Origin of the sequence: Trueperella sp. LYQ143, assembly GCF_046599595.1 — a bacterium.
In the GTDB taxonomy this organism is placed as follows: Bacteria; Actinomycetota; Actinomycetes; order Actinomycetales; family Actinomycetaceae; genus Trueperella.
Window position 1 is genome coordinate 216,405 of record NZ_JBKIWR010000002.1, and the last position, 13,535, is coordinate 229,939.

A 13,535-nucleotide genomic window follows, 5' to 3' on the forward strand; every position below is an offset into this window, starting at 1 on the left:
TGATGGAGGTAGTCATGTCCCACGAGGTTTCGGCATCTGAGGAAAACGTCGTCAAGGTTATGGTGTACTCGGATAATCGCACCACCCGACACGATGTGATGCATACGGTTGGTCGCCGAGTTGCTAAGGATCTTCCGGCTATTGAATGGACGGAAGCGGCGACGTGGGAAGCTGCCTATTTGCTCGTGGAGGAAAATCATTTTGACTTGCTGATCTTGGACGGCGAGACGGCAAAACTAGGTGGAATTGGCTTTGGCAAGATGGTCCGTGATGAGTTAGTTGCCGATATGCCGTTCATTGTGCTGATTGGCCGCCCGCAAGATGAGTGGTTGGCTCGTGTTTCGCGCCCCAATGCGATTGTGAGCTTCCCGATTGAATCGAGCGAGTTGAATTCTGCAGTTGCGGCAATCTTACGTTCTCGGGGTTCCCGCGCATGAGCTCTCTGACCTGGCCGGATATTACTACTCGGCTGATGTCCCGTCATGATCTCAGCTCTGATGAGACGGCATGGGCAATGGATCAAGTGATGACCGGGCAAACCTCTCCGGTGGTTCTCGCCGGTTTTCTGACGGCATTGGCAACCAAAGGTGAAACGACTGAGGAGTTGCTCGGTTTAGCGAACTCTATGCAAGCGCACGCGGCGAGGGTGGATCTTTCGTCGGATTCCTTGGATATTGTCGGAACCGGCGGCGATCGGTTGCGCACAGTCAATATCTCAACGACGGCGTCCTTGGTTATTGCTGCAGCTGGTGTGCGGGTAGTAAAGCATGGTAACCGCGCTTCTTCGTCAAAGTCTGGTTCGGCAGACTGCCTCGAAGCTCTCGGAGTCGATCTCGATCTACCGATTGACGCGGTAGAAGAGGTTTTTCGCCAGCTAGGCATTACCTTTTTATTCGCAACCAAGTTCCATCCTTCGATGAAATATGCGGCGCAGGCACGGCGTGAACTCGCTGTGCCGACGGCTTTTAACGTCTTAGGGCCGCTGACGAATCCAGCTAAACCGGAGAGCTCGGCTATTGGGGTATCGAATCCAGCACATGCGCCATTGGTTGCCGGGGTGTTGTCCCGTCGTGGCAATCGTGCGCTAGTTTTTCGTGGAGAAAACGGCATGGATGAGATGTCTGCGATTTGCCCAAACCATGTGTGGGAAGTACGTGAGGGTGCCGTCACTGAGCATCGTTTCGACGCGGTAGCTGAGCTGGGGATTGCGCAAGCTAGTGTGGATGATCTTCGCGGTCAGGATGCCGAGTATAACGCGGCAGTAACACGCAATGTGGTGCGGGGTGAGCGGAGTAAGGTGCGTGAGGCAGTAAGTCTGAATGCAGCGGCCGCTTTTGTTGCGGATGGTCGTCTTCCCGGGCTGGAACCGCATTCTGGGTCGTTTGCGCAGCGAATGCAGCGCGGATTTGCATTGGCAGAACAGACGATTGATTGTGGTGCGGCCAATGATCTCTTGGAACGTTGGGTACAGCTATCGCAAGAGCTGGCGGCCGATAGTAACTAGCTGCCAGTTACGCGCCTGTTCGGCGCAGGCAGATCGTACTTAGTGTGCAGGGTAATGGCGTGATTTCGTTGCTACCCTGCCGCGTCAACGTTTCGACTGGTATTGCGTTTAACTTAGTGAATTAAGCCTAAAATCTTAAACGTTAAGCCTGATTACTCGGCACGGTTAATGATCTAATATCAACGCTAGCGTATTGGCAGTAAATAGGCGCCGTGCCTTTCAAAGTGCTCATTGTGAGTGTGGCCGCGAGCCCTGCCGTCTGTGTGCAAACTCTGCCAAGGGATCTTGTTCGCTATGGCATCCTCCGCTATCGCGTGTTCACTTTGTACTCTCACCCAAGGAAAGAATATGGATCGCTGATACTGTGTCACAAGGAGGCGAGTAGCTCGGAGTTTCCCGCACGTTATATGAGTCGGCGTGAAGTGCCAGGCATGTTGGCAGTCGCCCTCGCTCAGGTAAATGCCTGAATACGATCAGTCAAGGCCAATGTCGTAGGCGGCGTCAAGGTCGGCGCGAGAAAATTCCTGGAAAGCAAGGTAGGTCCGGACGTTACGAACGCCACCTACCTTAGCGATACCGTCAGGAATGATTCGCGCGAGATCCTCGTGGTGGTCGGCACTGACAACAGCAATTAAATCAACATCGCCCGTGACGGAATACACCTGTTGAACATGCTCGATACTTGCTACTGCTTGGGCTACCTCGGGGATGTGATGGACGTCAACGTCGATCATAACAATTGCAGAGATCATAAATGCTCCTGTGCTGTGTAGAAGAGTAGAGATGCAGATATGCAGTGGTTTCTTAGGCTACATGGCTAAATGGCATCCCTTGCGCACCCTCATTCTACGACGTGAATATGGCAAAGGGGAGCTATGAGCTGGAAAAGAAATGTTATGTCGGTGTAGCGAACAGGAAAGACGAAAAAGAAAAGACGATATAGCCGCTCGCTAAAACGGGAGATCGAAGAATTACTCAGTAAAGGCGAAATCTTGTTGACGCTGGCTATTGCGAAAATCCCTCAAGGCTGGAGCTCTATCACAGGCGCGTGCCGTCATCATCTTCGTTATGCCGCCAGGGGGAGCTAACGAAGACGCCAGCGGCAAAGGCAAGGGCTCCGCCTAGCGGTAAGATCATCCGCCAGGTTTGTGATAGCTCAATGAGATGAAAAAGCTGGGCACAATATACGGCGATGATGAGTGCCACAACGCCGAATAAGAATCGGGCGAGGAAAGGCTGGGCTGGGGGAGCACTGGGTTGAGCCGGAGGAAGTAAATCCGGGTGAAATTCCTCTGCTTCGTCCATCTCATCAGCGATTTCGTCTTCGCTAGGTGGGCGCCAGGTGCGGAAACCGTATGCCTGCGGATCGGGAAGCCCGCGAGTGATTTCGGCAAAGCGGGCATCGATATCGTCATCAGAGTGGGACATACGTATCACTGTAATATATTGTGCTTCGTCTGTGAGATTTAGGTTTACTGCGGGTAGGTCTTTCGGATGTCGATGTTGGTGATGTGCTCGGTACAATGAGAGAGTTCGTATTTCCGGACGCTGCGTCGTCCAAAATGCTAGAAGGAAGATCATAATGACGATTCGTCGCGTTGCTCTGTTGACTGCTGGTGGTTACGCCCCCTGTTTATCAACTGCTGTTGGCATGCTCATTGAGCGTTACACCGAGCAATTGCCGCAGGCAGAGATCATCGGGTACCAGCACGGATACCACGGTCTGTTGACCGGCAATTATGTCGTTTTTGATGAGGAGGCCCGCAAGAATGCTGCGGTATTAACGCGCTTTGGCGGTTCTCCGATTGGAAATTCTCGCGTCAAGTTGACGAATTCGAAGAACCTGATTGAGCGTGGTCTGATTAAGCCGGGGCAGAACGCGTTGGAAGTCGCCGCAGAGCAGCTGCGTAAAGATGGTGTGGATGTGCTGCACACTATTGGCGGCGACGATACCAATACGACGGCAGCGGATCTGGCTCGGTATTTACACGAGCATGATTACGAACTGACGGTTGTGGGCTTGCCGAAGACGATTGACAACGATATTGTGCCGATTCGCCAGTCTCTCGGGGCTGATACGGCGGCACAGCAGGCGGCGTTGTTTGCACAGAACGTGGTTGCAGAACACCGAGTTAATCCGCGTACCTTGATTATTCACGAGATCATGGGGCGGGCCTGCGGATACTTGGCAGCTCGCGCTTCCCACTACTACCGCGAGTGGATTGAATCTCAAGAATGGGTGCCTTCGGCTGGGCTTTCTAAGGAACGCTGGGATATTCACGCCCTGTATCTGCCGGAGATTACTTTCGATCTCGATGTGGAAGGTTCGCGTCTGCGTCGGATTATGGATGAGCAGGGGAACGTCAATATCTTCTTATCTGAGGGTGCTGGCGTAAAAGAGATCATCGAGGAAATTTTGGAAGACGGCGGCGAAGTGGAACGCGATCCCTTCGGCCATGTCAAGCTCGATACCATCAATCCGGGAGAATGGTTCGCAAATAAGTTCTCGAAGATCATTGGCGCGGAGAAAGTGCTGGTGCAAAAGTCCGGGTATTTCTCTCGCTCGGCTCGCTCAAATGATTTTGATTTGGAACTTATCGGTAAGATGGCTGATCTTGCTGTTGAGTCGGCAATCGCTGGGACCCCTGGTGTGGTAGGTAACGACGAGGAAAATGGCGATGTGCTCTCAACGATCAGCTTTGAGCGGATTGCTGGGCATAAGGCTTTCGATGTGAGCCAGCCGTGGTTCCATGATCTGATGAGCCAGATCGGCCAGGAATGGGAGCCGCAGCCAGAAGATGTTGAGGAATAATTCTCAGTTTATATCTTAGTTGTGGTATCGAAAGGGGCGGATTTCCGCCCCTTTCATGCTGTGGACGGCAGTGAGGTTCTCAGACGAGAATGAATAGAATCGGTAGCATGTCAGATGAGCTCAACGATATTCCCGCAACTTCCCGCTGGCGAAAGCTACCGGCATTACATCAGCCGGATTATCCAGATGTGCAGCATCTCGCGCAGACGGTGGCATATTTGCGAACCTTACCGCCGCTGATCTTTGCTGGCGAGGCTGATTCGTTGACGGATTATTTGGCGCGGGCGGCGCAAGGTCATGCCTTTGTGCTGCAAGGCGGAGATTGTGCCGAATCTTTTGCGGGTGCTACTGCTGATCGGATTCGGGCGAATATCCGGACGATTCTGCAAATGTCTGTGGTGTTAACCTATGGAGCCTCTGTGCCGGTGATTAAATTAGGGCGGATGGCTGGGCAGTTTGCAAAGCCGCGATCCTGCCCGACGGAAACCCACGGTGAGGTGACTCTCCCGTCATACATGGGGGATGCGGTTAATGCACATGGGTTTACTGCAGATGAGCGTATTCCAAATCCGCAGCGCCTTATTGAGGCATATCAGCATTCCGCAGCAACCTTGAATCTCATTCGGGCCTTTGTTGCCGGAGGGTTTGCTGATTTAGCTAAAGTCCATGAGTGGAATAAGGGATTTTCTTCTAATCCGGCTTATCGTCGGTATAACTCACTTGCTAGTGACATCGATCGGGCAATGCGCTTCATGAAAGCAGCGGGCGCATATACTGATTCGTTGCGCACGGTGGAGTTCTTCTCTTCTCACGAAGCATTGTTGCTCGATTATGAGGATGCAATGACTCGGATAGATTCTCGATCTGGCTTGCCATATAACACGGGGGCGCATTTTGTGTGGATTGGGGAACGTACTCGTGATCCGCGTGGTGCGCATGTTGAGATGCTCTCGCATGTGCGCAATCCGATTGGGGTTAAGCTGGGGCCTGAAACGAAACCCGATGATATTCGGGCTTTGATGGATAAATTGAATCCTGAGGGGATTCCCGGTCGATTGACCTTCATTACTCGCCTCGGAGCGCAGCGGGTAGTGGATGTGCTACCAACATTTATTGAGACAGTGCGCAGTGATGGGCGTCCGGTAACGTGGATTTCTGATCCCATGCACGGCAATACGATTTCGGCTGGCAAATTCAAAACCCGACGTTTGGGTGATGTTCTCAACGAAGTGCGCCGCTTTTTTGAGGTGCACCGAGATCTAGGGTCAGTTCCTGGTGGTTTGCATGTGGAGTTAACGGGCGATGATGTTACTGAAGTGTTAGGCGGCTCAGAAGAAATCGTGGAAGAGACTCTCGGGGATAGATATGAAACCCTTGTCGATCCGCGGCTGAATCATCAGCAGTCTTTGGAGCTCGCGTTCTTAGTTTCGGAGATTCTGCAAAGCTAGGTAAGGCAGCAGGTGACGAGGATAAAAAGAGAGTATAAAACTATTGAGATAGTGTCGCCTGGGCAGGATCAAAGCGCCTAGTGCGCTAGGTCTGGCATAGTGATTAGCCGTGATACCTAGCAGGGCGGGAATCGCATCAGACGATCGTCAGTGTTATCACTGTTCCACGTGGGCGCATTTGGCCTGCGGCTGGCGATTGCGAGCGCACAGTACCGAATAATCCGCCAAGGACTCGTTCAGTTTTCACGGTGAACCCTGCCTGCTCTAAGATCCGCGTCGCTTCGTTTTCCTGTTTGCCAAAGACGTCGGGAACTTCGAATAATTCTGGGCCTTTTGAGACGTGGAGCGTGATTTGATCGCCGCGGTATCGAGTCTCGCCTGCGGCGGGTTCTTGGGAGATAACGATTCCTGCTGGAACCGTGTCGGAGAATTCTTCTTGGCCGTTTGCGGTCAATCCGATTGAGGAAAGTTTGGCGGTGGCGTCGCTGAGGGTCGCATTGCGCAGATCGGGAACTGATATGGGTTCGCGTCCTTTAGAAAGGGTCATGACGACGGCTGATGAATGGGGGACCCGTTGGCCAGCCGCAGGATTTTGAGAAATCACAAGACCTGCTGCCACAGTTTCGGAATAGGCTTCAGTGAATTGCGGGGTCAAGCGGTTATCCGTCATGGTTTTTTCTGCATGTGCCTTATCTTGGCCGGTAACGTCGGGAATGGTGACGTGTTCTATTCCGGCTGAGATAATGAGCGTGACGGGATTACTGGGGTGGATATCCGTGCCGGCAACTGGATCAGTGCTAATGGCGTTGCCTTGCGGTACGGTGTCGGAGTATGCCTGGGTCACTTTGGCTGTGAGTCCAGCGTCCTGGAGGGATGTCAGGGCGGTTTGCTGGTTTTGATTGGCTACATTCGGAATAGCGACACGGTGCCCGGGACCTTGGGCAAAATACCACCATGCGCCCGTGCATATTGCGGCCAGTAGGATAAGGAATACGAATGTGCCTATCCAGCGTTTACGGGAACGACGAGGAGGGGCAGCAATAGGGGTATCGTGCCGGTTTGTGCCGCTGGTGCGTATGTCGCTTGTAACGGTGGATCGTGTAGTGGCGTTCACGTTAGCTACCGGCGTGGTGGCAGGTGATTGTGATGATGAGCGGCGCCAGAATCGAGCGCCTTTGCGTTGTTTTGGTGAGGCGTGGAGGCTACTGGCTTTTTTGCTCTGTGCCCTGTTATCCGTGGTGTGTGGGAGAACGTCGGTTTTAGTTAGTGATTTTTCCGCCGTTTCTGGGGAGTCCAGATGAGCTGACGGGTAATCACCATGCGCGATAACGTCAGTGATACCGGAGGGAATTGGCGTTACTGCTCCTATGTCACTGGTATTGCGTGATGTATTGGGGAATACAGGAATTCGGCGGATGGCAAGATCTTCAGGAATAGTGGCGATGATGTCTTCCATTGCGATAAGCGCTGCGCTGCCATCTTGGGGGCGCTTATCGGGGGATTTTGCAGTGAAGAGCCCGATAAGGGAATCGAGGGCCGGAGGAATCCAATCGGCTTGATCGGCTAATCGGGGAGTGGGTTCGTTGACGTGTTTGAAGGCAACTGCGATAGGGGATTCGCCGGTAAAAGGTTGCCGCCCTGCAATGAGTTCGTAGAGCATGATACCGACGGAGTAAATATCGGCAGATTTCCCAGTGTTGCCGTCGGAGATGAGTTCTGGGGCGACATAGCCGACGGTTCCCATCAGGGTGCTTGTCTGGGTGGAGGTTGCGTCGGAGGCTGCCCGAGCTAACCCGAAATCTGTTACTTTGGCGCTGATCGTTGGATGTAAGGCGGCAGGGTCAATGCTGCTGCTCAGGAGCACATTTTCGGGTTTGAGGTCGCGGTGGATAATGCCAGCGTGGTGGGCGGCGCTGATTCCGCGCAGGACGTGTTCGATGAGAGTGAGACTGATGCCCAGCGGTAAAGAACCGTTTTTATTCAGCTCGGATCGCAGATCTGGACCGTGGACGAGTTCCATGACCAGATAGGGGCGTTCGCCGTCTACAGTATGGAGGACCCCCTGATCGTGGACGGCCACAATATGAGGATTGGATAATCCGGCTGCGGAGCGTGCTTCGAGGATAAACCGGCGCACGAAATCTGGCTGTTTTGCCAGATGGGCATGGATAACTTTAACGGCGACGGAGCGTTCCAGACGTTGATCGGTAGCACGGTAGACCGTTGCCATTCCGCCGCGTGATATGCGGGCAGTAATGACGTAGCGGTCGTCGATTACGGTGCCGAGGAGCGAATCTGGTGCTTTCACGTTTCCTACAATAGCGCGCAATATGCCAAAACTCGGTGGCGACTGTCCGGCGTGAGAAGGACTGTGAGGCAAGCTGGATCACGGTAGAGAGGTATCGCGATGCCGTGGAGTGCTGTACGGGCAGGGGGGGGAAGAAAAGACGTTGAGATGCCGCAGGCAGGTGGAGAAGCGTGGGATAGGCAAGGTCAGGGAGATAATCTGAGGATTAAGCGCGCCGGTGGCGTAATTGTTCGATCAGTTCTTGGAGAAGTGGATTCGGGGGGAGCTTTTGGGCTGCCTGATAGGCGTGGAGTTCGTATTGGGCAATGAGATCTTCATGAGCTTGCCATGCGCCACATTCGCGCACGATTGCGCTGAATTCGGCAACTTCTGTGTGTGTGAGCGGCTGGCCTAGCATATCTTCTAATCGTTTGCGGTCTTGGCTGCTGGCTCGCTCGCGGGCAAGGGCTAACAGGACGGTTTGTTTCCCCTCGATAATGTCTCCGCCGGCAGGTTTTCCGGTTTTTTGTGAGTCGCCAAAGATTCCTAGTTCGTCGTCGCGGAGCTGGAAAGCGATACCTAGTGGGCGCCCTACGTGGCTCAAAGTATTGCGTTCTTCTTCGCTGGCTCCGGCTAGCGCAGCCCCGATGAGCAGTGGTAATTCCACAGAGTATCGTGCTGATTTATGGATGACGACGTTCATCGCGTGCTGATAGGCCTGCTGGAGATCGGTATGAAGAGGGAGGAACTGCGCTCGCGTATCAATGAATTGCCCGAATGCGGTTTCTGCGGTCATCTCGTGGAATAGTTGCTGGGCGCGGCGTTCTGCCTCAATATCTGCTCCTGGCGCCTGGGTCATGGCAATTGCAGCAAGTGATAGTAGGAGATCTCCGAGAAGGATTCCGGCTTTCCTGCCGTAGTCTGCGGCATTTTGTGGTGTTGTCTGCGGGGTGTGTGCATCGCGGAAAGCGATATGTGCAGCGGGATGACCGCGGCGAGTTGCTGCTTCGTCGATGATGTCGTCATGAACCAGAGCGGAGAGTTGGTATAGCTCAACGGCGAGATATGCGTTGAGTGCTTCGTCGTGACCGCAACGTTGTGGGCCGTGATAGCCGTGATAGCCAGCGGCAACGAATTGAGCGCGAACGTGTTTTCCGGATTGCGCTAAATCGCGTGCTGGTGCGCAGAGCTGTTTCCAGTCCGTATGTTCTGATATGCCGTCTAAGAAGTGCGGCGGAACGGTGAGGATATGGTTGAGTTGCGCCGTTAACATGCTGCGATCCAATGCCATAGGGATAAGACTACCTGAGCCCAGTGGGAAATATTTTCCCTACACAGATTGCTATTGCGTACTAGCTATCCACAGTGTCGATTGCGCAGTACGGCTTTGCCTCAGCGAACGGGTGAACTTATAGCTATGACTTTCACATTAGATACCCATCATGACGCGCTAGCGCTTATTCCGTACCTTTTGGGCTATTACCCGCGTAACGCTGTTGTGCTGTGCGCTCTGGATCCGACGGCGAGGGATAATGCGTATTACCCAATAATGAAAATTGGTGTTTGCGCACGTGTCCCCGCAGTGATTATTGACGCGACGCTCGAATTTATTGATGAGTTCTCTCCAGCAAATCTCTACCTGGGCTGGTTTGGGAATTCACTGGCTGACATGGTGGCAGATCGCGATTCCTTGGATGTGCTTGATACGGCCGCTTTGGCTGCACAGCGCATGTTTGACGCCCACGAGCGCTATCCACAATCGGGATATGTGAACGCGGCGTTGACTGACTACAGCGATTGGATCGCGGTTCGTGACGCATGCGCTCAGGGAACTAATGGGTTAACAGATCTGAGGGCTTCAGGGGTGGTGGCGTCATATCGTCAGCTTGCTAGTAGTTCGGCGGTTGTTCAGTGTGTATTCCAGGGGCGAGCACCACAAGAGGATGAGCCTATCGCGGCTCTCCCGCGTCGGGAATATGACGTTCGAGCACCTGCGGTTGCAACCTGGCAAGAAACAATGCGGCATCTGTTACATGGCGGAGATAATGCCGGAGCATGCCGCTCGTTGCTGTGGAATATGTGGAAAAGCGCCTTACATCGGTACGTGGCCATGCCTGGTGGCGATCTAGGATCTTTAGATACTCAAGCGATCGGCTATCTCAATGCCGGATTGAGCGAGCCAGAAATCCGTGATTACGTTATCTTGTACGCGATTTCTGATTCTCACGAGCACATGAATCACGGCGATATGGCTTCGCAATTTGATGCGGTTTTTGATCGTCGCAAGCATCCTTCCCGTCACCTTGCTCCGGCAATTGAACTGCTGGATTATGTGGCAACCTGGAGCGCAGATATTGATCCGGCTGCGTATGCTGTTAGCGGGTACCTGTGCTGGTGGATAGGGCAGAGGAGAAAAGCAGCGGATTGTGTGCGTCTGGCTTGTGCATCTGATGGGTCCTATCGGCTAGCTCGGTTGGTAGAACAAGCGTTGCAAGCTGATATACCTGGCGGTGGAATACGGGTGTGTGAGTTATGAGTACATTTCTTGATATGGCGGCAGTGGGCAGAAATCGTAAAAATAATAAAGTGGGTAATGACCAGCGGAAATAAAAGAGGTGCTCGAAAAGTCGATGACAGGGATACGCCAGCCAGGTATATTGCGTTGTGGTAAGCGAGAGGTAGGTGAGGCAGATGCCCGTCATCGTTCCAATTGTTCCAGGGCAACAGGTAACGCTGGAAAAGGCCATTGAGGTCTGCCGGAAATACGACTCGACTTTGATTGCTCTGTTATATCGACCTGCTAAGGACTATGACGCAATAGACGTCGATCAGGAAGTCGATGCGTTAACTGATGTATTAGAGGAAGCCGATATTGCATTCAGTGTAGAGGTGCGTTTTGCTGACGGTGAATTATCCGAACATATCTCTCAACTGGTTGAAGAACGCCAAGCTGAGCTTGTCGTCGTTGGCCTAGCTCGTCGGCCTGCCAACGGCAAGATAGTGCTCGGTTCACAGATCCAACGGCTGTTAACTGATGTTGATTGTGCGGTCCTTGTGGTTCGAGACGCATTGGATGTGGCGAAATAGTTCGGCCGTGGTGCGCCGCAGGTATGCCCGCACTCAATGGGGCTAATATAGGCATAGGAACCAGGGCTTTGGTAAGTCAGTGAGTGATATAAGATATTCTGGCGCAGATATATCTCCTAGGGAGCTATTGAAATTAGCTGATTAACTCACATAGGCAGACAAAAGTCAAGGGGATCGGTATAATAGGAAAGCTGTATTCGACTTCCAATCCGAAAGGGTGCATGTGAGCACGTCGACTTCCACACGCAAATCATCCTCATCGGCGAATCGAGATGTCATCGATATCGCAGCATTGCCGGAAAAGACAGTAAATGAACTCCAGACCATCGCCCGTTCGCTAGGACTTCAGGTGCGTACTCGCATGGTCAAAGCCACCTTGGTGGAGATGATTACTCAGGCGGCAAATGCGCCGTCATCGGATCTCCCAGAGGCATATGGCGCCAGTAATGATGATTCACAAACTCAGGTGCAGATAGAGGCGGAATCGCAGACGGCAAAAACGAAATCCTCGAAGGCTACGGGCAAGAAGACGGCTGCCAACGGCGCTACTAAAGCTAAGGCTGCTTCCGCATCGGCTGCAACGGCAGCAGCGGATTCGGGCGCGGAGCTGGATTCGAATGATGAAGCAGCAGCGCAGGCTGTGGCTGAGCAGCCTGCTGTAGGGCGAGATTCGTCAGCTACGGTGGGATACAGCCCCAGCGATCTCGATGCGATGAAGGTCAGTGAGTTGCGCACTTTGGCTTCTTCTCGTGGTGTCGCCAAAGCCTCGAAACTGCGTAAGACTGATCTTGTTGCGGCTATTATTGCGGCAGGTGAATCTGAAGCGGCGCATACGCCAGCACAGTCAGAAACAGCTAAGGCTTCCCGCGCGAGCAAGAAAGCATCGACGGATTCTGCGGCGGCTGATTCCGCTAAAGAACTTCCAGCGTCACAGTCGGCCAAGGGGCGGGCAAAGAAAAGCGCTAAAGCCGCTGGCGAGCAGGCAGAAGAAGTAGCACAAGCACAGTCAGCGCCGGATAAAGCGGAATCATCATCTCGTGCTTCGCGGCGTTCTGCCAAGAAAGCGGTGGATGAGATAGCCGCCGATGAGGATCTAACAGCAGAAAATGTAGCCGCTGGTGAAGAATTAGCTGAGGTTAGCGAAGAATCAGCTCCTACTCCTGATGAGCCTGACGATCTTGACGGCGATATTGACCTTGATGATGACGTTCTCGATGAAGATCTGGATGATGATCTCGATGACGACGATCTTGACGGCGATATTGACGATGATGATCTCGATGACTCCGAAGATGAGGACGAGGAAGATAGCGGCGAAGAAAACGCTGACGAAGAGAAGTCTGTTGTTATTACGGCGGCGCGGGATTCCAAGGGCGCCTTCGTGGTCAAGGATTCGGACGATACCGACGAGCCGGCACAACGGGTTCTGGTTGCCGGAGCGACAGCCGATCCAGTTAAGGATTACCTCAAACAAATCGGTAAAGTTCCGTTGCTGAATGCGGCTGAAGAAGTTGAGCTGGCGCAGCGCATCGAGGCTGGTTTATATGCGCAGCATATTCTGAATACCACCGAGATTGAGGATCGTAAATATCGTCGAGAACTGGAACTGATTTCGCGTGATGGTGCTAATGCAAAGAAGCACCTATTAGAGGCAAATCTGCGTCTGGTTGTCTCTCTGGCGAAGCGTTACACGGGTCGAGGCATGTTGTTCTTGGATCTTATCCAGGAAGGTAACTTGGGCTTGGTGCGAGCGGTAGAAAAGTTTGACTACGCTAAGGGCTTCAAGTTTTCGACGTATGCTACCTGGTGGATTCGTCAGGCAATTACGCGGGCGATGGCCGATCAGGCACGCACCATCCGTATTCCAGTTCATATGGTTGAAGTTATCAACAAGCTGGCACGCGTTCAGCGCCAGATGTTGCAAGATTTAGGCCGTGAACCCACCACTGAAGAGCTTGCTGTTGAACTGGATATGACCGAAGAAAAGGTTATTGAGGTCCAGAAGTATGGGCGAGAGCCGATTTCTTTGCATACCCCGCTTGGCGAGGACGGAGATTCAGAATTTGGTGATTTGATCGAAGATTCTGAAGCGGTTGTTCCCGATGACGCGGTGGGCTTTACGCTCTTGCAAGATCAGCTCAACCAAGTATTGGATACGCTGTCAGAGCGTGAAGCTGGTGTTGTTGCCATGCGCTTTGGCTTAACAGACGGGCAACCAAAGACTCTCGATGAAATCGGCAAGGTCTATGGCGTGACGCGCGAGCGTATTCGCCAGATTGAGTCAAAGACGATGTCGAAGCTGCGCCACCCCTCACGTTCCCAAGTGTTGCGGGACTATTTGGAGTAAATGCACTAGCGAGGTTGTCGTAATAGCCGTGGCGGCTTGGATTTCTCATT

Annotated in this window: 11 protein-coding genes; 7 read left to right on the forward strand and 4 right to left on the reverse strand. The window is 53.0% G+C overall.

Annotation, left to right across the window (positions count from 1 at the left end; all coding sequences use genetic code 11):
• The first annotated feature begins 14 nt into the window (after window positions 1–14).
• Window positions 15–437, forward strand: a complete 423-nt coding sequence (locus ACLHIL_RS01945; RefSeq protein ID WP_411296249.1) for a two-component system response regulator — start codon at window positions 15–17, stop codon at window positions 435–437.
• The gene (gene trpD, locus ACLHIL_RS01950) at window positions 434–1,504 is read left to right on the forward strand and encodes an anthranilate phosphoribosyltransferase (RefSeq protein WP_411296250.1); all 1,071 of its coding nucleotides are present in this window, start codon (window positions 434–436) and stop codon (window positions 1,502–1,504) included. The genes ACLHIL_RS01945 and trpD overlap by 4 nt, the downstream gene beginning before the upstream one ends.
• A 473-nt stretch (window positions 1,505–1,977) precedes the next feature.
• On the opposite strand, the gene ACLHIL_RS01955 is transcribed toward trpD, so the two are convergent.
• Together ACLHIL_RS01955 and ACLHIL_RS01960 are read right to left on the reverse strand one after the other, a co-directional pair.
• Window positions 1,978–2,256 carry an Lrp/AsnC family transcriptional regulator gene (locus tag ACLHIL_RS01955; protein WP_411296251.1) on the reverse strand — a complete coding sequence of 93 codons (279 nt, stop codon included), beginning with the start codon at window positions 2,254–2,256 and terminating at the stop codon, window positions 1,978–1,980.
• Window positions 2,257–2,542: 286 nt separating this feature from the next.
• Entirely contained in the window at window positions 2,543–2,932 is a 390-nt protein-coding gene (locus ACLHIL_RS01960; protein ID WP_411296252.1) for a hypothetical protein, read from the reverse strand.
• A 154-nt stretch (window positions 2,933–3,086) separates the two neighbouring features.
• Between ACLHIL_RS01960 and ACLHIL_RS01965 the strand changes: the two genes are divergently transcribed.
• Window positions 3,087–4,316 (forward strand): pyrophosphate--fructose-6-phosphate 1-phosphotransferase, encoded by a 1,230-nt coding sequence (locus ACLHIL_RS01965; RefSeq protein ID WP_411296253.1) that lies wholly within the window; start codon window positions 3,087–3,089, stop codon window positions 4,314–4,316.
• 107 nt (window positions 4,317–4,423) lie between these two features.
• Window positions 4,424–5,764 (forward strand): class II 3-deoxy-7-phosphoheptulonate synthase, encoded by a 1,341-nt coding sequence (locus ACLHIL_RS01970; RefSeq protein ID WP_411296254.1) that lies wholly within the window; start codon window positions 4,424–4,426, stop codon window positions 5,762–5,764.
• Window positions 5,765–5,900: 136 nt separating this feature from the next.
• Here ACLHIL_RS01970 and ACLHIL_RS01975 read toward each other — a convergent pair whose 3' ends face one another.
• Complete coding sequence (locus ACLHIL_RS01975; protein ID WP_411296255.1) at window positions 5,901–8,072, reverse strand: PASTA domain-containing protein; 2,172 nt, start codon at window positions 8,070–8,072, stop codon at window positions 5,901–5,903.
• A 205-nt stretch (window positions 8,073–8,277) separates the two neighbouring features.
• Window positions 8,278–9,342, reverse strand: coding sequence for a polyprenyl synthetase family protein (locus tag ACLHIL_RS01980; protein WP_411296256.1), 1,065 nt, complete (start codon window positions 9,340–9,342; stop codon window positions 8,278–8,280).
• A gap of 126 nt (window positions 9,343–9,468) precedes the next feature.
• Here ACLHIL_RS01980 and ACLHIL_RS01985 point away from each other — a divergent pair, with 126 nt between their 5' ends.
• The 3 genes from ACLHIL_RS01985 (at window position 9,469) to ACLHIL_RS01995 (ending at window position 13,485) form a co-directional block, all read left to right on the forward strand.
• Window positions 9,469–10,587, forward strand: a complete 1,119-nt coding sequence (locus ACLHIL_RS01985; protein ID WP_411296258.1) for a DUF4192 family protein — start codon at window positions 9,469–9,471, stop codon at window positions 10,585–10,587.
• Window positions 10,588–10,742: 155 nt separating this feature from the next.
• A complete protein-coding gene (locus ACLHIL_RS01990; protein ID WP_411296259.1) occupies window positions 10,743–11,138 on the forward strand; it encodes a universal stress protein in 396 nt (131 codons plus the stop codon).
• A gap of 223 nt (window positions 11,139–11,361) precedes the next feature.
• Entirely contained in the window at window positions 11,362–13,485 is a 2,124-nt protein-coding gene (locus tag ACLHIL_RS01995) for an RNA polymerase sigma factor (RefSeq protein WP_411296260.1), read from the forward strand.
• The last annotated feature ends 50 nt before the right edge of the window (window positions 13,486–13,535 follow it).